A 22,025-nucleotide genomic window follows, 5' to 3' on the forward strand; every position below is an offset into this window, starting at 1 on the left:
GTTTTCACCGGTCGTCCACAATCGCGCCAGTGATGACTGGCAGGAGTCCTAAAGATCCTGAATGTCCAGGTACTTCACCACGTTGCGGAAGAGCTCCTCGCCGTTCTTGCGCCCCTCCCCGCGGGCGGGTGCGGAGACCGTGACCACGACCGACCGCTTCTTCGCCTTGTCCACATAGATGTGATTGAGCTTCCGGTACGAAATGTCGTCCTCGTCGTAGTTGTACGGCTTGTAGGTGGTATCGACCTGTTCTGCCGGGCGGCCCTGCTGAGTCGCCTTGCTCCGCTCGCTCCGGGCGTCCGCCACCTCGGTCCCGCTCTCCCCGCCCGAGTCGTAGAAGTCGACCCATCCCTCGGCCTCTTCGGCCACCGTCCCGATGTCCTCGGTGTAGACCGACGCCTCGATGGTGAACACACCGCTCGGGTCGGCGAATTCGACGTACTGGTCGTCCGCGTTCACCGTCCGCCGGTACTCCCCGGGGACGGCCAGCGACGCGCCCACGACCTCCCCCTCCTCGCGCACCACCCAGTGCGCGGGCATCCCCTCGGTCGCGAAGGGGTTGGCGAAGATCAGCACCAGGACGGCGGCCAGCGCCGGCAGCGCTGCGCCGAAACCGAGTTGGGCCTTGCGGTTCCCGTGCAGGACGGGCGGGACGAACGCGCTGCCGCCCGCCCCCGAACCGGGAGCGGCCAGGCGCGCCGCGGCGGCGGACTCCGGCGGGCGGGCCACGGACTCCAGCGTCTGCCGGATCTCGTACGCCGTCGGCCGCGCCGCCGGGTCCTTCCTCAGCAGCTGCATGATCAGCGTGCCGAGCGCGCCCGCGCCCCGCGAGGGCATCTGCGGCTCGGCCGACAGCACCGCCTGCAGGGTGGCGGGAGTCGTGGAACGGCGGTACGGCGACATGCCCTCGACCGCCGCGTAGAGCACCACGCCCAGCGACCACAGGTCGGACTCCGGGCCGGGACGCTGCCCCAGCACCCGCTCCGGGGCGGTGAATTCGGGGGAGCCGACGAACGCACCCGTCTCGGTCAGGCCCTGCTCGCCCTCCACCTGCGCGATGCCGAAGTCGGTGAGCACCACGCGGTCGTGACGGCCCAGCAGGACGTTGGCGGGCTTGACGTCCCGGTGCAGCACACCGGCCTCGTGCGCGGCGGCCAGGGCACCGAGGACGGCGGCACCGATGCGCGCCGCCTCGCGCGGGTCGAGGGTGCCCTCCTGGAGGCGATCCGCGAGCGACTGGCCGCGCACCAGCTCCATCACGATCCACGGACGCCCGTCCTCGACCACCACGTCGTGCACGGTGACGACGGAGGGGTGGTCGATACGGGCCGCGGCGCGGGCCTCGCGCTGCATCCGCTGATGGACGGTCCGGCGCTCACGCTCGGGCAGATGATCGGGAACCCGCGGTTCCTTGACCGCCACGTCGCGGTCGACCACGACGTCATGGGCCCTCCAGACGGTGCCCATGCCGCCGTGTCCGAGGCGCGCGTCGAGGCGGTAGCGGCCGCCGACCAGGCGGCCCACGTCGGGGGCGGCGGCGGGCACGGTCCGGCTCCCGGCCGCATCGTGCCCGGCGGACTCCGCCACGACCTGGGCCGGGGGCCGACCGGTCTGCGGGGGCTGCTGATACGGGGGTTGGTGCTGCGGGGGCTGGTGCTGCGGAAGCTGGTGCGCGACCTGGGTCGGCTCGTGGCCCTGCGACGGCACGGGCTTGTTCCCGTCGCGCCCGGCGGGGCCGACAGGGCCGGTGGGGCCGGCGGGTGGCTGAAGGCCGTAGCTGCTGGGCTCGTCGGCCCGTCCCCCCATGTTCGTCATGTGCTCATCTTTACCGGTGCGGGGGTGTGCGCCTCCAGCGGGTGCGGTGAGCGGATGCAGCACCGTGACACACCTCAGGGGCTCGGGGCCCCGAGCGCGGGAATCGGGTTCGGCAGAGGGGCACTTGGGCGCAAGAGGACTCGGGCTTGGGCACGAGCTCGGGACTCGGGACTCGGGACTCGGGACTCGGGACTCGGGACTCGGGCTACGCAAGGGGCTCAGAGATACGGCAAGAGCTCAGGACTTGGGCCCGCCGACCCGGATCGTCTCGACGGCGGTGTCGAAGTGCCGCCGTGCGGTGGCGCGTTCGCCGACGGGAGCGGAGATCCACAGGTCGTACATCTTCCCGCCCTCCTCCCAGCTCAGGTCGAACGTCTGCCGCGGGCCCCCGTCGGCCGCGGTGCCGTTCCAGGTGAACTCCCAGAGGGCGGCCCGGTGTCCGCCGTGCGTGGTCGCCGTGACCCGCGCGTCCCGGTACCCCTTGTAGCGCTTGGGCCCCGCGGCGTGCGCGTCCCGCATCACGGCCAGCGGCCCGCCGGGCTCCGTGTCCCGGATGTGGATGCCGATCCGGAAGACCCGGTCGCGGTCGCTGTAGAAGATGCGCGGCGACTCGACGGAGCGCGTGAAGCCGTCCGGCACGGCGAGGGAGAACCCGGCGGGGTCGGAGGCCCGGCGATAGCCGCGCGGCACCGGGTTGTCCGCGGGGTCCGGGGTGCGCGTGGCGGTGCGCGTCGACGTGACCGTCACCGTCGGCGAGGCCGTCGGGCTCTCCGGGGACGGGTGCGCGGTGGGCTGGCGCGTCGCCGTCGACCCGCCCGGAGGCCTGGCGTCGTCGGTGCTGTCCAGCAGGATCGCCACGGCCGCCACCCCGGCGCTCACCGCCGACGCGAGCAGCAGCAGCGCCGCAACAGCGGTACGCGCGCGGGCCGGTGAGGACGGCGAGCGCCGCAACCACGACGGCCACCGCAGGAACACCGGGGCACCCTCGGCAAGGCGCTGCGTGGACCCGTATCCGCGTGGCATCTCCGGCATCCGGCCGGTCCGCAGATACTCCTCCAGCAGCACTTCGGCGCCTTCCGCGTCCAGCCGCCGGTCGGGGTCGCGCTCCAGCAGCCCCCGTACGACGGGCAGCAGCGGCCGGGCCGTCTCGGGCGGATGGATGTCGTCCGACACGACGGCGTGCAGCACCCCGCCGAGGGAGTCCCGGTGGAAGGGGGACGTGCCGTTGATCGCGGTGCACAGCAGGGCACCGAGGGACCACAGGTCCGACTCCGGACCCGTACGGCCCCCGGACATCCGCTCCGGAGCGGTGTATTCGGGCGTACCGACGAAGGAGCCGGTTTCGGTGATGGTGGTGCCGCCGGTGAACTGCGCGATCCCGAAGTCGGTCAGCACCACCCGGCCCGTGGACGACTCCATCAGCACGTTGGCGGGCTTGAGGTCGCGATGGAGCACACCGTGGGCGTGCGCGGCGCGCAGAGCGCCGAGAAGTTCCAGGCCGATACGGGCCGCCTCGCGCGGCGGAACGGGCCCCTCGGAGGCCAACTGGTCGGACAGGGAACGGCCGTCGATCAGCTCCATCACGATCCACGGCCGCTCGTCCTGCTCGACGACGTCATGCACGACGATCACTCCGGGGTGCGCGAGCCGCGCGACCGTACGGGCCTCCAGAAAGGTCCGCTCCCGCTGACTGCGGGCCTCGGCCTCCGGAACCCCTTCCTCCACACGGAGTTCCTTGACCGCGACCTCGCGGCCGAGGACGCGGTCCGTGGCCCGCCACACGGTCCCCATACCGCCGCGCCCCAGGCGCGCGCCCAGCCGATACCGCCCGGCGATGAGGCGGTCACCCTCGCCCCGGAAGCTCCCCATGGTCACATCCTGCCCCACAGGCCCCTCAACCGGGACAGGGCCTCGGGCATGTGGGTGATCAGGGGACGAACTGCACAGCGGATCGCGGCAGTTCCGCGGCCGTCCCGTCGCGGTGGTCCGGCCGCCGCCCGGCTCCGGGCCCCGGCGATCGAGCGGCCGTTCGCGCCGCCGCGGGCCCCGGCGTTCGCGCCGCCCCGTGCCCCGGCGTTCACGACCGCGCGCCCGGCGGAGCGAGCAGCGCCTCTCCGAGATCGCGGCCGGTCACCCGCGCACCGGGGGCGTGGCGCCGGGCACTGCCGGGGTGTACCGCCCCCGGGCACAAACCGCCCTGGTCGCGCGGGTGTTCACCGCGCAGGGTTGCTGCCACGAAGCAGGACCGCACCTCGCGGAGGTGCGGCGCCACGGATGCCGACGAGGAGCCGACGTTGCCCACGGAGAACCCCACCGAACACGACATCCTGCTGCGGCGCCTGCGCGCGCTGGAGGACAAGGACGCCCTGCACACACTGATGGTCCGCGGTTGGCACGCCCTCGACCGCAAGGACTGGGACACCTGGATCGGCTTCTGGACCGAGGACGCGGTCCTGGAGTTCGGGCCATGGCAGGAGATCCATGGCAGGGACGCGATCCGCGACAAGGTGAGCGAGGCGGAAGCCCCGTACGCGAACATGCAGCACCACATCCTGAACGTCTCCTTCGACGTCCGGGGCGACCGGGCGACCGGCATCGGCTACATGTGGTTCGTCGCCGTGACCGAACCGGGCCGCAGCTCCGCTCCGTACGCGATGGGCGGCCCGTACGACTGGGAGTTCGTCCGCACCGAGGACGGCTGGCGCCTGTCCCGCCAGCGGCTCGGCGTCTGGTGGACGAGCGGCGAGGACACCGCACGGGCGTTCTCCTGACCGGCTCCGGCGCGACGCCACGGCGACATCGCCGTGGCGTCGCCGCGCCGGACGGCGGCGGCTGCGGCCCGGCCGACTCTGCCAGGCCGTACGGCCGTGCCGGTTCAGCCTTGCCGTGCCGGTTCAGCCGTGCCGTACCGCCGTCGCCGCACCGCCCCGGGCGCGGGTCAGCCTCCGGCCGGGGTGAGCGGGGAGGATGCCGGGCTGCGGCCATGGGTAGACGCGTCTGAACCGGTCCATCCCGATGGCGAGTTCGACGTGCAACTCGGTCACGCCGTCGGCGTAGCGATGGCGGGCCCGGATGACACCGAACCGCCAATTCCCACTCGCCCGGATCCAGGCCGCGGGTTCGTATCCCGGTGCGTACACATCCGTGCGGACTTCCCGCCCGTCCGGTTCGGTACGCCCCGGGGATTCGGTGGCCTCGCACGACGGCTCGTGCGTCGGACGCTCCCAGTAGTACATGAGTTCGATTCTAGGGGGTCGAGGGGACTCCTGTCCGCGATTGACGCGAAGGCGTGTCCCCGTGTCGCGTCGCCGTCGGAGAGCGCGGAGGCGGCCGATGCGCAGACGCGTACGCGGCGAGGAAGCGTGCGCACACCTCTCACCCGTTCACCCGTGAAGGAACCGATTCTCACCCGCGAAGGACCCGATGCCCGCGCCCATCGGACCCCTCCCCCAACGGCCACGCCGTCCCGCTGCGGCCGCCCCGGTCCTCGCAGGGGTCCCGGTGCGGCAGTCCGGCGGGCGGGCGGGTCAGCCGGTGGGGCGGTAGGTGTCGGCGGCCTGCTGGTAGAACTTCGCGACCGCGTCCCGCTCGTCGGCCGGGCCCATCACCACGATGAGGTGGTAGCGGCCCTCGACGATCATCGCCAGGTTGCGGGCGTGGACCTCGCGGCCGCTGCTGTCCTTCCAGGCGAAGGTGCCCTCGGCCATCGCCGTCCCGCCGACGTCGATCCGCCGCAGACCGGACGCCGAGGACCACTGGGAGTCCCGGAACGGCTTCAACTCCCGTTCCCTGTCCTGCTGATAGGTCATCGGGTCGCCGCCGAAGTCGTCGACGGAGTCGCGGCCCGGGACCACGATCATCTCGAAGTCGCCGCCCAGATACCGGATCTGGCCCCGGGAGTTCTTCCCCCGCCGCTCCCACTCCTCGTCGACGGCGACGGCGAAGCCGGCGGGGTCCCGGCGTACGGCGAAGCCCTCGGGAAGGCCGGAGGGCTCGGTGGACTGCGGCTCCTGCGACCCGTGCGACGCCCCGTCGCCCGGGCCCGGCCGGGACGCCCCGGTGCCCGTCGAACCCGTACGATCCCCGTCCCCGCCCTCGTCCGTGCCCGGCATGAACAGCAGGGCGTACGCGAGGGCGGCAATGAGGGCGAGCAGGACCAGGCCGACGAGGGTGAGGCCGAGGCGGCGCGGGCTCTGCGCACCGTTCGCTCGCTGTCCGCCGACGGGCCTGTCCCGGACGAGCTTCTCCCGGACGGGCGGCCGACCGACAGCCTCGTTCCGGACGGCCTCGTTCCGGACGGCCTTGTCCCGGACGGGCTTCTCCCGGACGGCCTTCTCCCGGACGGGCTTCTCCCGGGCGCGCTTGTGGCGGCCGTGGGCGGCGGCGGACGCGGACGCCCGGCGCCGGCGGACCAGTTCACCGCGGCGCCGGAGGATCGGCAGACGCCGCGGGTCGGCGGGGCCGGTCCCGTCGAGGGAGGGAACGGTGACGGTCCGGTGGCCGAGATCCGGCTCGGGCGCGGACCGTACCAGTGAGCGCAGCCAGCCGCGCAGTTCCTCGAAGTCCGGCCGCTCGGTGGGGTCCTGGCGGAGCAGCGACTCCACGACGGGGCGCAGCGGGCCGCACTCCTCGGCGTAGGCGGGCGGCTCGGAGCAGACCATGTCGACGAGTTCGGCCGCGCTGTCCTCCGGGTACGGCGCGTGCCCCTGCACGGCCCGGAAGAGCAGGGCGCCGAGGGCCCAGAGGTCGGTGGCGGGCCCGACGGGGGGTGCGAGCTGCCAGTGTCCGTGGACGGGCCCGGCCTGTTCGGGGGCCCACCGCTCGGTCGTGGCTCCGACGAGTACCAGGCGGGCCTGGCGGGCGCGTTCCGCGGCGAGCGGCGTGAGGGGGCCCCGGTATCCGTCGCGTTCGGGCCCGTCACCGGCATCACCCCAGGGCTGGTCCGCGGCGTCGTCGGCCTCGTCCCAAGCGCCGTCGGCCTCGTCCCAAGCCCCGTCGGTGCCCTGGCCGGGCGGCTCGATGACGGGGTGGCCGACCCGGGGCGCGGGCAGCGCTGCGCCACCGGGTGCCTCGGACGGGCGCGGCGAGAGCGCGGCACCGTACGGACCGGGGCCGCCGTACGGAGCCGAGGCATCGTAGGGATCCGAGACGTCGTACGAAGCCGGGTCGTCGTACGGGTCCGTGTCGTCGTACGGGGCCGGGCCGTCGTACGGAGCGGGGTCGTCGTACGGGGCCGGGTCGTCGTGCGGAGCCGGGTCGTCGTACAGCTCGGGAAGATTCGTGCGCGCGTGGTCGTGCGCGGACTCCACACCCTGTCCGGTACGCGGCGCGGGAAGGCCGGAAGCACCGCGCTCATCGGGGTCGCGGTAAGCGTCCGCCGCGGGGAGCACGGAAGGCGAACCGGAGCGGGGCTCGTACGGCAGGTAGCCGGAGGGAAGGGGCTGATCGGCGGCGGTACGTTCCCAAGGGGCCGGGCTCACCGGGACGTCGGCGGCGGATGTACCGCTCCGGCGCGGAGCGGGGAGTCCGCGAGCCTCCCCGCCCGGGGACTCCTCGACGCCCGGCTCGATCGAGGGGTGGTCCCGCTCGACCGGGGCGCCCTCCCGCTCGATGCGGGTGTCCTCCCGCTCGATGTAGGCGTTCGCCTGGGTCCTTCCGGCGGCGGCGCGGGCACCGGCTCGGTAGGCGGCGACGGCCCCGGCGCGCGCGGTGCGGTCACCTGTGGCGCCCTGACCGTACCCGGCCTCCCTCGCGGCCCAACTCCCCGCGCCCCGGCCGCCCGTGCCCTGTCTGCGCGGGCCCTCCTGCTGCCCGACCGGACCGCGCCCCCTCGGACCGCCCTGTCCCGGACCGCCCTGCCCGCCCTCGTCGTCGTGCCCGCCCGCCTCGTCCTGCGCGTCCGTACCGCCGCGTCGCCGCGTGCCCGGGCGCGGCACCGGGTCGTAGCCGCAGAGCGCCTCCTCCGCCGCGCCCGCCGCGAGGCCGGTGAGCATGGCGCGACCGTCCTCGCAGACGCGGACGGTACGGGCCGTGATGTTGCGATGCGTCCAGCCGTAAGCGTGCAGCGCCCGCAGCGCGTTGAGGAGATCCGCGGCCACCTCGGCCGCGCGGTGGGGCGACATGGGCTTCTCGGCGAGCAGGGCCGCCAGCGGCCGCGAGGCCACCCGCTCGCTCACCACCCACAGGCTGCCGCCTTCGGCGAGGACATCGAAGACCTGGGCCAGGCCCGGGTGGTCGGGCAGGGCCGCGGCGGCCGTCGCGGCGTCGATCGCGCGCCGTACGACCGGGTCGGCGGGGCGGCGCGGGTCGGTGCCGTACCCGGGTAAGGCGGTGCCGTAGCCGCGGCCGTCGGGGGCATCGGCGCCGACGACCTCCGCCTCGACGACCTCCGGCAGGGGTATCTGACGGACCAGCACTTCCTGGCCGCTGTAGGTGTCGAACGCGACGGTCTCGACGAACTCGTAGGTGTCGGCGGCCGACCGGGGCAGGCGGTAGCGGCCGGCGAGCACCCGACCCGCATAGTCGTCCACGACCCCTCCCCGGAGCGCGCTGTCCACACCACTCGCACCGCAACCATGTTGTCCCGATCAACCGTCAAATCCGGTCACATTCCGGCCGGTTGTGGCTGCGTACGGTTCGCGAGATCTCACGATACGTGCCCGAGCCGGGCACTGGTCAGTCCTTGGGCCGGAACGTGGCGAAGGCCGTGTCGCGGAGCGTGGAGCACTCCTTGCCGTCCCAGGCGTCCGCCCGGCAGGTGATCATGATGGAGTAGCCGTGGTCGGCATCCACCTTGAAGCCGCGGTTGAGGACCCGGACCCGCTGCCCGTTCTGGTTCCGCTCGAAGATCCAGTCGGCCGCGGTCGGATAGTCCCGGTAGTCGACCCTCTTGAGGCTGATCAGGCGGTAGCCGGAGGAGTTGCTGCGCACCGCGGGCTCCAGGCTCTTCCACGCGGCGAGCGCGTCGGACGTGGGGCCCGGGCTGAAGTCGATCTGCACGCGCGGGAATCCGCCGGACTCGCTGTATATCCCGCCGGAGTTCCGGCCCGCGACGCCGGTGCGCTTCCAGTCCTTCGGGAGCGCCATCCTGAAGTGGAAGCGGGAGTCGGAGACCTTGTCGTAGCCGTCCGGCACCTCCGCGTCGCCGGGCCCCGAGTCCGACCCGCCGCCCGATCCCGAACCGGAGTCCGACCCCGTGCCCGAGTCCGACCCCGAACCTGAACCCGACTTCGGCTGCTCGTCCTCGACCGAACCGGACTCCGACCCGTCCCCCTGGCCACCCTCCTGGGGCTTCGCCTTGTCCTTGCCGCCCTCGCTGCCGGCGGAGGCCGCCTTGTCCCCGCCGGACGCGCCGCCCTTGGCACCGTCTTCGCCGCCGTCACGGAAGGCGAGGGCCAGGATCGTGCCGAGGACCGCGAGCGCCACCACCACGGCCACGATCACCAGCGTCCGCCGTGAGAAGACGTCCGTGAGGGGCGCCGCCGCGGGCTCCTTCCGCTCGACGTCACCGTGCCCGGGGGCAGGCGAGGGTGAGGACTTGGCGGCATTGCGCACGGTCGCCAGCGCGCTCCGCAGACGCCTCTCGACCTCGCTGCGCGCCCCCGCGGACGGCGCGGGCGACACGTCCTGCCCTGCATCCGGCGCCGCATCCGCCGCCATCGCCGTCGTCTTCGCCCCAGGCTCGGGCGTGCGCGCGGGCTTCGTCCCGTCCCGCTCGGCCGCAGCCTTCTCCGGCTCCGCCGGTGCCTTCACCGGCGCCGCCGCCTTCGTGGCCTTCGCCGGCCCGGCCGTCTTCGCCGCCTTGGGGGACTTGGCCGACTTGGTCGACTTCGCCGCCGCCCGCTCGGACTTCGGGACGCGATCCGGGTCCGCCGGCATCGGGATCATCCGCGTCCGCTCGCCGTTCGGCGGCTCGGGCCCCTGGTCCTCCGGCGCGTTCAGGGCGTCCGTCAGCAACGCCCGGGCACCCGCGTTGTCCAGCCGCTGGTCCGGGTCCTTGGCCAGCAGTCCGTAGATGACCTCCTCCAGCGGGCCCGCGTTCTTCGGCGGGTCCAGGGGCTCGGTCATGACGGCGGTCAGCGTGGCGAGCGCCGAGCTCTTGTCGTACGGCGGCACGCCCTCGACACAGGCGTAGAGCAGGCCGCCGAGCGACCACAGGTCCGCGGGCGGGCCCGGCTTGTGGCCGCGGGCGCGCTCCGGCGAGATGTACGAGGGGGCGCCGACGAGCATGCCGGTGGAGGTGACCGACGGGTCGCCCTCGACCTGCGCGATGCCGAAGTCGGTGAGCACGACGCGGCCGTCGTCCGCGATGAGCACGTTGGACGGCTTCACGTCGCGGTGCAGGATGCCCTCGCGGTGCGCAGCGCGCAGTACGTCGAGGACGTCGAGCCCGACCTCGGCGGCGCGGTGCGGGGTGAGGCCGCCGGTCTCCCGGATCACCTCGGCAAGGGAGTTGCCCTCGATCAGCTCCATGACGATCCAGGGCCGGTCGTCCTCGTCGACCACGTCGTAGACGGTGACCGCGCCCTTGCTGCGGATCCGCGCGATGGCCTTGGCCTCGCGCAGCGTACGGGTGATGAGGCGCTGCTTCTCGTCCTCGTCCACATGCGACGAGAAACGCAGCTCCTTGACGGCCACGGTCCTGCCGAGCGTCTCGTCCTCGGCCCGCCAGACCGTGCCCATTCCACCGCGGCCGAGGACCTCTCCCAGCCGGTAGCGTCCGGCGAGGAGGCGTCCTGTGGTGCCCTGTGTCTGCTCCGCCTCCGACATGCATCCCCTCAGCGCTGCAATCAATCCACGATGGCGCCGAGTTGGCTGTGGTTCAAGGCGACCCATGGCGATGCATGGCGCTTCGTGAATCCGACTCGCGCGACCGGCCCCGGCAGAGCCCCCATTCTCCCTCATGCGAGGGGGTGCTCCGAGTGCGGGTCCTGGGTATGCGCCTCCATCAGGACCCGCAGTGACGGGCACAGAGCAGTCCACTACCGTCCGCTCATGCGGGGCAAGGGACCGTCCGCTATGCGGGCACCCGGACGCCCTGCGCAGGGCACCCGAACGAACAGCGGAAAGAGCACCGGAACGAGGCCAGGGACCGACGACGATGAGCGAGCGCACCGCGCGCCGAACGGCCGCCACCGCACTGTCCGTTGCGCTGTCCGTTGCGCTGCTGGCGAGCGGCTGCGCGACGCCCGCCGGGAGCACGGCGGCGCGCGCGGAGAGCACCCGGCCGGGTGTACGGGCCGCCGTTCAGCGGCTGGTGACATCGGGCGGCGCGCCGGGCGCGGCGGCCCTGTCCCGTACCGAAGGTCACGCACCGTGGTTCGGTACGGCGGGTGTGGCGGACCTGCGCGACGAGCGCCGCATCCGGGCGGGCGACCGCTTCCGCGCGGGGAGCCTCACCAAGACCTTCGTCGCCACGGTCGTCCTGCAACTGGCCGGAGAGGGCCGCCTCCGGCTGACCGACCGCGTCGAGGACCATCTGCCGGGCCTGGTGCGCGGCCGCGGCAACGACGGCCGGCGGATCACCGTGCGTCAACTCCTCGCCCACACCAGCGGCCTGTACAACTACACCGAGGATCCGCCGCTCGCCGCACGCCTCTTCGGCCGCGGCTTCCGCGCACACCGCATGGAGGCCCACACGCCCCGGGAGCTGGTGCGCGTCGCGCTGCGCCACCCGCCGCGCTTCCCGCCCGGCACGGCCTACGGCTACTCCAACACCGACTACATCCTGCTCGGGCAGATCGTCGAAAAAGTGACGGGCCGCCCGTACGCGGAGGAGGTCGAGCGCCGTGTGGTGCGTCCGCTGCGCCTGACGGGCACGTCGTTCCCCGGGAGGCGGGCCGATCTGCCGGATCCGCACGGGCGGGCGTACTCGACGCCGGGCGACGGCCCACCCGCCCGGCACGGCGCACCCGCCCGGCGCGGCGCGCGCGTCGAGCCCCTTGCACACCGCGGGCACGGCGGCGCGTCCCCCGAGGGCGGCATCGCCGACGTGACCCGCCTCGACCCCTCCAGCGCGGGCGCCGCGGGCGAGGCGGTCTCCACCCTCGGTGACCTGAGCCGCTTCGTCCGCGCCCTGCTGGGCGGGGCACTGCTGGAGCCCCGCGAACTCCGGCAGATGCGGGACACCACGGGCACCGGCGGGCGCTACGGCCTCGGCCTCTTCCCCGTCCGGCTGCCGTGCGGGGTGACGCTGTGGGGCCACAACGGCACCATCAACGGCAGTTACGTCCGCGCCCTCGGCACACCCGACGGCACCCACGTCCTCACCTACCGCGTGAACACCGACCGCACCCCCTCCCTCCGCGCCGAAACCCGCCTGCAACAGGCCGAGTTCTGCCCGCGGCGCACACGGTGACCGCCCGCCCGCTCCGGCGGAGCTGCCGGAACGGACGGGCGGTGGGAGGGGCGTAGGGGGTGCGGGTCAGATCGGGACGATGTCCGGAGCGCCGAGCCGCGCCGCGTCCGCCGTCTGGTCGTCGGGCTGGAGCTGCGACTCGCGCTCGGCCTCCACCCGCTTCTCGTAGTGCTCGACTTCCTTCTCGATCTGCTCCTTGTCCCAGCCCAGCACAGGCGCGATCAGCTCCGCGGCCTCCCGTGCGCTGCGCGCCCCCCGGTCGAAGGTCTCGATCGAGATCCGGGTCCTGCGGGTCAGGACGTCGTCCAGGTGCCGCGCGCCCTCGTGCGACGCCGCGTACACGATCTCGGCGCGCAGATAGTCGTCGGCGGCGGTGAGCGGCTCGCCCAGCGACGGATCGCGGGCGACCAGCTCCAGCACCTCCTCGGTCAGCGAGCCGTACCGGTTGAGCAGATGCTCCACCCGCGCCACGTGCAGACCCGTACGGGCGGCGATGCGCGCCCGCGCGTTCCACAGCGCCCGGTAACCCTCGGCGCCGATCAGCGGGGTGTCCTCCGTGACACTGTCCGCGACGCGCTGGTCCAGCCCGTGCACGGCCGCGTCCACGGCGTCCTTGGCCATCACGCGGTACGTCGTGTACTTGCCGCCCGCGACCACCACGAGCCCCGGCACGGGGTGCGCGACCGTATGCTCGCGCGAGAGCTTGCTGGTGGCCTCGGACTCACCCGCGAGGAGCGGCCGCAGCCCGGCGTACACGCCCTCGACGTCGTCCCGGGTCAGCGGCACCGCCAGGACCGAGTTGACGTGCTCCAGCAGATAGTCGATGTCGGCGCTGGAGGCGGCGGGGTGCGCCTTGTCCAGGTCCCAGTCGGTGTCCGTCGTACCGACGATCCAGTGCCGGCCCCACGGGATGATGAAGAGCACGCTCTTCTCGGTACGCAGGATCAGCCCCGTCGTGGAGTGGATCCGGTCCTTCGGCACGACCAGATGGATGCCCTTGGACGCCCGTACGTGGAACTGGCCGCGCTCGCCGATCAGCGCCTGCGTGTCGTCCGTCCACACCCCGGTCGCATTGACGACCTGCTTGGCGCGGATCTCGTACTCGCCGCCGCCCTCCACGTCCTGGACGCGTGCTCCGACGACGCGCTCGCCCTCGCGGAGGAAGCCGATGACGCGGGCGCGGTTGGCGGCCTCGGCGCCGTAGGCGACAGCGGTGCGCACGAGCGTGGCGACATAGCGGGCGTCGTCCATCTGGGCGTCGTAGTACTGCAGGGCGCCCACGAGCGCGTCCCGCTTCAGGGCGGGGGCGACGCGCAGCGCGTGCTTGCGCGAGAGGTGGCGGTGCAGGGGCAGGCCGCGGCCGTGGCCCGAGGAGATGGACATGGCGTCGTAGAGCGCGACACCCGACCCGGCGTACCAGCGCTCCCACCCCTTGTGCTGGAGCGGGTAGAGGAACGGCACCGGCTTGACCAGGTGTGGAGCGAGCCGCTCCAGCAGCAGTCCGCGCTCCTTCAGCGCCTCGCGTACGAGGGTGAAGTCGAGCATCTCCAGATACCGCAGCCCGCCGTGGATGAGCTTGCTCGAGCGGCTGGAGGTGCCGGACGCCCAGTCGCGCGCCTCGACCAGCCCGGTCGAAAGGCCGCGGGTCGCCGCGTCCAGCGCGGTGCCCGCGCCGACGACGCCCGCACCCACGACCAGAATGTCCAGCTCGTGTTCCGCCATACGAGCGAGTGCCTCACCGCGCTCGGCCGGTCCCAGTGTCGCTGTCCTCACCGCTGCCTCCCGTCGTGTCCGGGTCGCTCTTTCCCCGTTGAGGGATTCTCACCGCGTCACAGGCCCGCAATCTCCGGGCGCCCCGCGGCGGCAACACCGATGCCTCCACCATCAGCCAATACTCAATATCAGTCATATGTGTGCTTAGCCTTACATAGCGCCTCAGAAGATCGTCTCGGGAAGGACGGCCACCAGCCATGCCCGCGGACCTCGCCGTCATCGGACTCGGCCACCTCGGCCTCCCCCTCGCCCAGGCGGCCACCGCCGCGGGCATCTCCACCATCGGCTACGACCCCGACGAACACGCCATCGCCGAGTTGCGCGCAGGCCGCCCCCCGGTGGACGGCTCGCTCGCCGCGGCCGACATCCGCCGGATGCTGTCCGGCGGCTTCCGCGCCACCACCGACCCGGCCGAGCTGGGACGGGTCCGTACGGCCGTGATCTGCGCACCGACGCCGGCCGGCGAGGACGGGGCTCTGGACCTGTCCGCGGTCGGCGAGGCGGCCCGGGTGCTGGCGGGATGGCTGCGGCCGCACGCCACGGTGCTGCTGGAGTCCACCGCGTACCCGGGCACCACCGAGGAGTATCTGCTCCCGATCCTGGAACGGGGCTCCGGGCTGCGCGGCGGACGCGACTTCCACCTCGCCTACGCACCCAGCCGCCTGGACCCCGGCAACCGCCGCTACGGCCACGCCAACACCCCGAAGGTCATCGGCGGTCTCACCCCCGCCTGCACCGAGGCGGCCGCCGCCTTCTACGGGCGGATCACCGACCGCGTCGTACGGGCGCGCGGGCTGCGCGAGGCCGAGGTCGTCCAGGTCCTGGAGACCAACTACCGACACGTCAACATCGCCTTCGCCAACGAGATGGCCGTTCTCTGCCACGACATCGGCGTCGACGTGTGGGACGTGGTGCGCTGCGCCGAGACCAAGCCATTCGGCTTCCAGGCCTTCCGCCCGGGGCCCGGCGTCGGCGGCCGCGGCCTCGCGGTCGACCCCGGCCGCCTCGCTCCCAAGGGGCAAGGCCCCGGCCACCCGCTGCGGATGGTGGAGCTGGCGCAGGAGGTCAACGACGGCATGCCGCGCTATGTGATCCACCGCTGCGCCGCCCTGCTCAACGAGCACGGGAAGTCAGCGCGCGGGGCCCGCATCCTGCTGCTCGGAGTCACGTACAAGCCCGACGTCGCCGACCAGCAGGGCTCGCCCGCACGCGAGATCGCCGCCCGGCTGATGGAGATGGGCGCGCAGCTCAGTTACCACGACCCGTTCGTGCACCAGTGGAGCGTCCTGGGACAGCAGGTGCCGCGCGCCGACGCGCTGTACGACGCCGCGGCTGTCGCCGATCTGACCGTGCTGCTCCAGCACCACCGCACGTACGACCTCCAAGGGCTCGCCGTGAAGGCGCAGTTGCTCCTGGACACGCGCGGCGCCACCCCCGTCGGTGCCGCGCACCGGCTGTGACGCCGGGCGGCCGTGCACCCGCCGGAACCGAGGCCGCCGGGCTCGCCGGTGCCGGCGTTCCGGACGGATCGGCCGACAGGGGGAGTCGGACCGACATGAGCGAGTCCTCCGAGCGCGCGGCGCACGGCGTCGCCGCCGGCGCGGGCGCGGCACTCGCCGGCGCACTGCTGCTGGGGGCGCTCCAGGGCGCCGCCGGTCCGCGCGGGCCCGAACTCGGCTACTGGGCCCTGGGCATCGGCCTGCTCGTCGGCGCCGTCCTCGGCAAGGTCGGCGGACCCGGCCGCTCGGTCGCGCTGTGGGGCATCCCGCTGGCCCTGGCGGGTGTCGCGCTGGCCCAAGTCCTCGCCGCCGGGATGCAGGTCGAACCGGGCGGGATGCCCGCCTGGCACCTCGGCCCCGCCATCGACCACTGGTTCGGCGAGATCCTCGGCGAGAACGACGTCATCTTCTACACGGTGGCCGCGCTGGAGGGCTATCTGGTGGCCCAACGGGTCGCCGAATAGCGGCGGTTACCGCTCCGGCAATGGCGCTCGCCCGCCCCGCACGACGCCAACGACGCGCTCACGTCCCAGTCTTGTCACGGACCGTAGAAAGTCGCTGCCCCACTGTCAGTGCCAACTGTTAATGTTCTGGCCGAAATTCAGCCAACCGCACTTCTGTGCGACGCGTCCGCTCGGCGCGTCCGCGGAGGAGCTCCACACACCTTCACATCGGGGGACAGCACATGAGCCAGCCTTGGCAGCAGCAGCCGCAGCCTCAGCAACCCGGAAACCCCTACGCCCAACAGCAGCCCGGCGCCTACCCGCCGCCCCCGGCCCCCGCCCGCAAGACCAACCCGGGCCTGGCCGTCGTGCTCGGCATCGTGGCCGCCGTCGTCGCGGCCGGCATCTACGCGGGGGTTCTGTACGCCACGTTCGACGAGGACAAGGGCGAGGTCATGCAGATCGGCTACCTCGCGGTCGGTGTCGGCGCGCTCATAGGTCTCGCCCTGGGCAAGCTCGGCGGCCACAACGTGGGTCTGCAGATTCTCGGCGCCGTCCTAGCCGTCGCTGCCGTGTTCTTCGGCGAGCTGTACGGCTACGCCATGATCATGGCCGAGTACTTCCCCGGCGCACCGTCCACCACCGAGATCTTCTTCGACAACTTCGGCCATCTCTTCGACGGTTGGAAGGAAGACGCGGACGCCATCAGCTACCTCTTCTTCGCCCTCGCCGCCGCTGCCGGCTTCAGCGTCACCAAGAAGACCGGTAGCTGACCTCACGCGCCATGCCTCCGCGCACCGCGCGCCGGGCGCCAGGCGCCGCCCACGGACGAACGGGCCCCGACCGCAAGGCGGTCGGGGCCCGTTCGCGTATGTCCGGGGCGAGCGTCAGCGCCTGGTGTGGTGGGCCGAGGGAGCCACGGTGACCTCGACGCGCTGGAACTCCTTGAGGTCGCTGTAGCCCGTCGTGGCCATCGCCCGGCGCAGCGCGCCGAAGAAGTTCATCGAACCGTCCGGGATGTGCGAGGGGCCCAGCAGGACCTCCTCCGTCGTGCCGACCGCACCGAGGTTCATCCGCTTGCCGCGCGGCACCTCGTCGTGGACCGCCTCCATGCCCCAGTGGTGTCCTCGCCCCGGCGCGTCCGTCGCGCGGGCCAGCGGCGAGCCCATCATCACCGCGTCCGCACCGCAGGCGATGGCCTTCGGGAGGTCGCCGGACCAGCCCACGCCGCCATCGGCGATGACGTGCACATAGCGGCCGCCGGACTCGTCCATGTAGTCCCGGCGAGCCGCCGCGACGTCCGCCACCGCGGTCGCCATCGGCACCTGAATGCCCAGCACGTTACGGGTGGTGTGCGCGGCGCCGCCGCCGAAGCCGACGAGAACGCCCGCGGCTCCCGTACGCATGAGGTGAAGCGCGGCGGTGTACGTGGCGCAGCCGCCGACGATCACCGGCACGTCCAGCTCGTAGATGAACTGCTTGAGGTTGAGCGGCTCGGCGGCACCGGAGACATGCTCGGCCGAGACCGTCGTCCCGCGGATGACGAAGATGTCGACGCCCGCGTCCACCACGGCCTTGGAGAACTGCGCGGTGCGCTGCGGCGAGAGCGCCGCGGCGGTCACGACGCCCGCGTCGCGCACCTCCTTGATGCGCTGGCCGATCAGCTCCTCCTTGATCGGGGAGGAGTAGATCTCCTGCATACGGCGCGTGGCGGTGCGCTCGTCCAGCTCGGCGATCTCGGCGAGCAGCGGCTCGGGGTCCTCGTACCGCGTCCACAGCCCCTCGAGGTTGAGGACGCCGAGGCCGCCGAGTTCGCCGATGCGGATCGCGGTCTGCGGCGAGACGACCGAGTCCATGGGTGCCGTCAGGAACGGCAGCTCGAAGCGGTAGGCATCGATCTGCCAGGCGATCGAGACCTCCTTCGGGTCGCGCGTGCGCCGGCTCGGGACGACGGCGATGTCGTCGAACGCGTAAGCCCTGCGGCCGCGCTTGCCGCGCCCGATCTCGATCTCAGTCACGTGTCTGGCCTTTCCTTCAACGTCTGCGCCCACCAGTATCCCCGACGGTCTCCGCGCGGAACCGGCAGGCGCCCGTGGCCCGGAACCGCTCCGGCTCCACGGGCCGGGAGTGCCGCGAGCCGCTGCGCGCGTTGCGCGGAGCGGCCCGTCGGCGGAAGTGCGGTGACGCGGTGCGGGCGGTGCACGGCCCGCTGCCCCGACCGCCCTAGCGGCGCGAGTAGTTCGGCGCTTCCGTCGTCATCTGGATGTCGTGCGGGTGGCTCTCCTTGAGGCCCGCCGCCGTGATCCGCACGAAGCGGCCCTTCACCTTCAGCTCCGCGACATCGGCCGAGCCGACGTAGCCCATCGAGGCACGGAGGCCGCCCACGAGCTGGTGCGCCACGGAGGCCAGCGGTCCGCGGTACGGCACCTGGCCCTCGATGCCCTCGGGGACGAGCTTGTCCTCGGAGAGGACGTTGTCCTGGAAGTAGCGGTCCTTGGAGTACGAGCGGCCCTGGCCGCGCGACTGCATCGCGCCCAGCGAGCCCATGCCCCGGTACATCTTGAACTGCTTGCCGTTGATGAACACCATCTCGCCCGGCGACTCCTCGCACCCGGCGAGCAGCGAACCCAGCATGACCGTGTCGGCACCGGCCGCGATGGCCTTCGCGATGTCGCCGCTGTACTGCAGGCCGCCGTCGCCGATCAGCGGGACGCCGGCCGGACCGCAGGCGCGGGAAGCCTCGTGGATCGCGGTCACCTGGGGCACACCGATGCCCGCGACGACCCGGGTCGTACAGATCGAGCCGGGACCGACGCCGACCTTCACACCGTCGACGCCCGCGTCGATCAGCGCCTGCGCGCCGTCGCGGGTGGCGACGTTGCCGCCGACGATGTCCACGGTCACGTTGGACTTGATCTTGGCGATCATGTCGAGGATGCCGCGGCTGTGGCCGTGCGCGCTGTCCACGACCAGGAAGTCCGCACCGGCCTCGACCAGCGCCTGCGCCCGGTCGAACGCCTCGTCGCCGACGCCCACCGCGGCACCGACGACCAGCCGGCCCTCGGCGTCCTTCGCCGCGTTGGGGTACTTCTCGGCCTTCACGAAGTCCTTGACCGTGATGAGGCCCTTGAGCACACCCTGGTCGTCGACCAGCGGCAGCTTCTCGATCTTGTGACGGCGCAGCAGCTCCATCGCGTCGTCGCCCGAGATTCCGACCCTGCCGGTCACCAGCGGCATCGGAGTCATGACCTCGCGGACCTGACGGCTGCGGTCCAGCTCGAAGGCCATGTCGCGGTTGGTGACGATGCCGCGCAGCTTGCCCTCGTCGTCGGTCACCGGAACGCCGCTGATCCGGAACTTCGCGCAGAGGGCGTCGGCCTCGCGCAGCGTCGCGTCCGGGCGGACGGTGATCGGATCGGTGACCATTCCGGACTCGGACCGCTTCACCAGGTCGACCTGGTTGGCCTGGTCCTCGATGGAGAGATTGCGGTGCAGCACACCCGCGCCGCCCTGACGGGCCATGGCGATGGCCATCCGGGCCTCGGTCACCTTGTCCATGGCGGCGGAGACCAGCGGCACGTTGAGGCGTACGTTGCGCGATACGCGGGTCGAGGTGTCGACCGCGTTCGGGAGCACCTCCGACGCGCCCGGCAGCAACAGCACGTCGTCGTATGTCAGCCCGATCATGGCGAACTTCTCGGGCGTTCCGTCGACGTTGTCAGTCATGACACCTTCCCAGTGCTCTTGCCCGGCGCGGACTCCCATGCTAACGGGCTCCGCGTGCCCCGGATTCCGCCCCCGAACCTCCACGGGAGAGGTATCGGTCACCCGGGGATGCGGGTGCCCGGCGGCGCACCGCGCCGGTCACTGCTCCGCCAGCGCCCGCAACCTGCTGAGGGCCCGGTGCTGGGCCACTCGGACGGCGCCCGGTGACATGCCGAGCATCTGGCCGGTTTCCTCAGCGGTCAGCCCGACCGCGACCCGCAGCAGCACCAGCTCCCGCTGCATCTCCGGCAGGCTGGCCAGAAGCTTCCGCGCCCACTCCGCATCGCTGCTGAGCAGGGCCCGCTCCTCGGGTCCGAGCGAGTCGTCGGGGCGCTCCGGCATCTCGTCGGAGGGCACCGCCGTACTCCCGGGCCCGCGCATGGCCGCCCGCTGCAGGTCCGCGACCTTGTGCGCGGCGATCGCGAAGACGAACGCCTCGAAGGGGCGGCCGGTGTCGCGGTAGCGCGGCAGTGCGCACAGCACCGCGAGGCACACCTCCTGGGCGAGGTCGTCCACGAAGTGCCGGGCGTCGCCCGGCAGCCGGGACAGCCTGGTGCGGCAGTAGCGCAGGGCGAGCGGGTGCACATGGGCCAGCAGGTCGTGCGTGGCCCGCTCGTCGCCCTCGACCGCGCGATGGACGAGATCACCGATACCTCCGGGACCTCCGGCCATGGCGGATCCATGGGTCTCGTCGTCGCGCATCGGTCCATGGTGCCTTGCTGCCTGGCGCTGCGTGGCACCGCGCCCGCGGTTGTGCATCGAAGCGTTATGAGTGGGTGCACCTGTTGTCACGTCCAGCACCCTCCCCCCGACCGAGCCTTCCCCGAGGAATCCATACCTCCAAGGATGCGGCAGAGCCCGCGAAACGTTGGCATCGCGTTGGTCACTGCTCTGTCCGCCCCATCGGAGCCGCCTGCCACCCCGCCCGCGGAACCGCGGGCGGGGATCGGCTTTCCCCCGCTACGAACCACCCGGCACGGCCTTAGCGGACCAGGCCCCAGCGGAAACCGAGCGCGACGGCGTGCGCGCGGTCCGAGGCGCCGAGCTTCTTGAAGAGCCGACGGGCGTGTGTCTTGACGGTGTCCTCGGAGAGAAAGAGCTCACGCCCGATCTCCGCGTTGGAGCGCCCGTGACTCATGCCCTCCAGCACCTGGATCTCGCGGGCGGTGAGCGTCGGGGCGGCGCCCATCTCCGCGGACCGCAGCCGGCGCGGGGCCAGCCGCCACGTGGGGTCGGCGAGCGCCTGCGTGACGGTGGCCCGCAGCTCCGCACGCGAGGCGTCCTTGTGCAGATACCCGCGCGCCCCGGCGGCCACCGCGAGCGCCACACCGTCGAGATCCTCGGCGACGGTGAGCATGATGATGCGGGCGCCGGGGTCGGCGGAGAGGAGCCGGCGCACGGTCTCGACACCACCGAGACCGGGCATCCGCACGTCCATCAGAATCAGGTCCGATCGGTCGGCTCCCCAGCGGCGGAGGACTTCCTCGCCGTTGGCGGCCGTCGTCACGCGCTCGACGCCGGGCACGGTCGCGACCGCGCGGCGGAGCGCCTCTCGGGCAAGCGGGGAGTCGTCGCAGACGAGGACGGATGTCATGACCGTCCTCCGCAGCTGATGCGCGTCACCTTGAGCCTCCAGGCTGGTACGAATCGTCACCTCAGCGGTTGACTGCCTCGGACATCTGCCCGAGTGCTTGTCCCGTCAACCGCCTCCGCACTCTCAACGACGGTCACCCGAAAGAGTTACGGGGTTCGGCGGCATCCTTCAATACTCTACGTGAGGGCACTGTCACGCGGCCGCTGCGGTGCGTGAGCGCTGGTCAGAGGCCTGGATCGGGCACCCTCCGGATGGACTATGCCCTATTTGGCCGCTTTTCTTCCCATTTGCCGGTGTCTGTCGCTAGATTCGCAATGAGTCATATTTACATCTACTTACACAGTTGATGTACGGTCGTGGGCACTTGATCCACCGGAAAACCTCCGAGGGGATGAGCAATGGCAGACTTCTCCCGCCTTCCCGGCCCCAACGCCGATCTGTGGGACTGGCAGCTCTTGGCCGCATGTCGAGGGGTCGACAGCTCGCTCTTCTTCCATCCGGAAGGCGAGCGAGGAGCGGCCCGCAGTGCGCGAGAGGCCTCCGCCAAAGAGGTCTGCATGCGCTGCCCGGTACGGGCGGAGTGCGCGGCGCACGCACTCACGGTCCGGGAGCCCTACGGCGTCTGGGGCGGACTGACCGAGGACGAGCGCGAGGAACTGATGGGACGGGCGAGACACCGCCTGATCGCCACCAGCAGTAACTGACGAAACGTTTCTTCATCAACAGCACTCGTAGCTCTGAGTGACGCTTTGCCTTGCCCTGCACGGTCCGCCGACGCG

General features: G+C 72.3%; 16 protein-coding genes. 6 read left to right on the forward strand and 10 right to left on the reverse strand.

The genetic code is table 11. The features are described 5' to 3' along the window. Positions 1-48: 48 nt before the first annotated feature. Entirely contained in the window at positions 49-1,815 is a 1,767-nt protein-coding gene (locus ACGFNH_RS22660) for a serine/threonine-protein kinase (RefSeq protein WP_393656445.1), read from the reverse strand. Between the two features lie 237 nt (positions 1,816-2,052). After that, a complete protein-coding gene (locus ACGFNH_RS22665; protein WP_393656447.1) occupies positions 2,053-3,684 on the reverse strand; it encodes a protein kinase in 1,632 nt (543 codons plus the stop codon). Between the two features lie 425 nt (positions 3,685-4,109). Here ACGFNH_RS22665 and ACGFNH_RS22670 point away from each other — a divergent pair, with 425 nt between their 5' ends. Next, positions 4,110-4,586: a nuclear transport factor 2 family protein gene (locus ACGFNH_RS22670; protein ID WP_393656449.1), complete on the forward strand. Its 477-nt coding sequence runs from the start codon at positions 4,110-4,112 to the stop codon at positions 4,584-4,586. 123 nt (positions 4,587-4,709) lie between these two features. On the opposite strand, the gene ACGFNH_RS22675 is transcribed toward ACGFNH_RS22670, so the two are convergent. From ACGFNH_RS22675 to ACGFNH_RS22685, 3 genes are all read right to left on the reverse strand, one after another. After that, positions 4,710-5,051, reverse strand: coding sequence for a hypothetical protein (locus ACGFNH_RS22675; protein ID WP_393656451.1), 342 nt, complete (start codon positions 5,049-5,051; stop codon positions 4,710-4,712). A gap of 291 nt (positions 5,052-5,342) precedes the next feature. Further along, entirely contained in the window at positions 5,343-8,345 is a 3,003-nt protein-coding gene (locus tag ACGFNH_RS22680; protein WP_393656453.1) for a serine/threonine protein kinase, read from the reverse strand. Between the two features lie 145 nt (positions 8,346-8,490). Further along, entirely contained in the window at positions 8,491-10,584 is a 2,094-nt protein-coding gene (locus ACGFNH_RS22685) for a serine/threonine-protein kinase (protein ID WP_393656455.1), read from the reverse strand. A 331-nt stretch (positions 10,585-10,915) separates the two neighbouring features. Here ACGFNH_RS22685 and ACGFNH_RS22690 point away from each other — a divergent pair, with 331 nt between their 5' ends. After that, the gene (locus ACGFNH_RS22690) at positions 10,916-12,172 is read left to right on the forward strand and encodes a serine hydrolase domain-containing protein (protein WP_393656457.1); all 1,257 of its coding nucleotides are present in this window, start codon (positions 10,916-10,918) and stop codon (positions 12,170-12,172) included. Positions 12,173-12,238: 66 nt separating this feature from the next. On the opposite strand, the gene ACGFNH_RS22695 is transcribed toward ACGFNH_RS22690, so the two are convergent. Continuing rightward, entirely contained in the window at positions 12,239-13,945 is a 1,707-nt protein-coding gene (locus ACGFNH_RS22695; RefSeq protein ID WP_393656459.1) for a glycerol-3-phosphate dehydrogenase/oxidase, read from the reverse strand. A gap of 197 nt (positions 13,946-14,142) precedes the next feature. Between ACGFNH_RS22695 and ACGFNH_RS22700 the strand changes: the two genes are divergently transcribed. The 3 genes from ACGFNH_RS22700 (at position 14,143) to ACGFNH_RS22710 (ending at position 16,660) form a co-directional block, all read left to right on the forward strand. After that, entirely contained in the window at positions 14,143-15,405 is a 1,263-nt protein-coding gene (locus ACGFNH_RS22700) for a nucleotide sugar dehydrogenase (RefSeq protein WP_393656461.1), read from the forward strand. 95 nt (positions 15,406-15,500) lie between these two features. Beyond that, positions 15,501-15,908: a hypothetical protein gene (locus ACGFNH_RS22705; RefSeq protein WP_393656462.1), complete on the forward strand. Its 408-nt coding sequence runs from the start codon at positions 15,501-15,503 to the stop codon at positions 15,906-15,908. Positions 15,909-16,129: 221 nt separating this feature from the next. After that, positions 16,130-16,660: a hypothetical protein gene (locus ACGFNH_RS22710; RefSeq protein ID WP_393656464.1), complete on the forward strand. Its 531-nt coding sequence runs from the start codon at positions 16,130-16,132 to the stop codon at positions 16,658-16,660. Between the two features lie 114 nt (positions 16,661-16,774). Here ACGFNH_RS22710 and ACGFNH_RS22715 read toward each other — a convergent pair whose 3' ends face one another. From ACGFNH_RS22715 to ACGFNH_RS22730, 4 genes are all read right to left on the reverse strand, one after another. Next, positions 16,775-17,905 (reverse strand): GuaB3 family IMP dehydrogenase-related protein, encoded by a 1,131-nt coding sequence (locus ACGFNH_RS22715; RefSeq protein WP_393656466.1) that lies wholly within the window; start codon positions 17,903-17,905, stop codon positions 16,775-16,777. Between the two features lie 205 nt (positions 17,906-18,110). After that, positions 18,111-19,613 (reverse strand): IMP dehydrogenase, encoded by a 1,503-nt coding sequence (gene guaB / locus ACGFNH_RS22720; protein ID WP_393656468.1) that lies wholly within the window; start codon positions 19,611-19,613, stop codon positions 18,111-18,113. Positions 19,614-19,751: 138 nt separating this feature from the next. Then, complete coding sequence (locus ACGFNH_RS22725; protein WP_393656469.1) at positions 19,752-20,354, reverse strand: sigma-70 family RNA polymerase sigma factor; 603 nt, start codon at positions 20,352-20,354, stop codon at positions 19,752-19,754. 280 nt (positions 20,355-20,634) lie between these two features. Continuing rightward, positions 20,635-21,246 carry a response regulator transcription factor gene (locus tag ACGFNH_RS22730; RefSeq protein WP_003948568.1) on the reverse strand — a complete coding sequence of 204 codons (612 nt, stop codon included), beginning with the start codon at positions 21,244-21,246 and terminating at the stop codon, positions 20,635-20,637. A gap of 398 nt (positions 21,247-21,644) precedes the next feature. Between ACGFNH_RS22730 and ACGFNH_RS22735 the strand changes: the two genes are divergently transcribed. Next, positions 21,645-21,950 (forward strand): WhiB family transcriptional regulator, encoded by a 306-nt coding sequence (locus tag ACGFNH_RS22735; RefSeq protein WP_360853690.1) that lies wholly within the window; start codon positions 21,645-21,647, stop codon positions 21,948-21,950. Positions 21,951-22,025: the final 75 nt, after the last annotated feature.

Origin of the sequence: Streptomyces sp. NPDC048639 (assembly GCF_043199075.1) — a bacterium.
Lineage (GTDB): Bacteria > Actinomycetota > Actinomycetes > Streptomycetales > Streptomycetaceae > Streptomyces.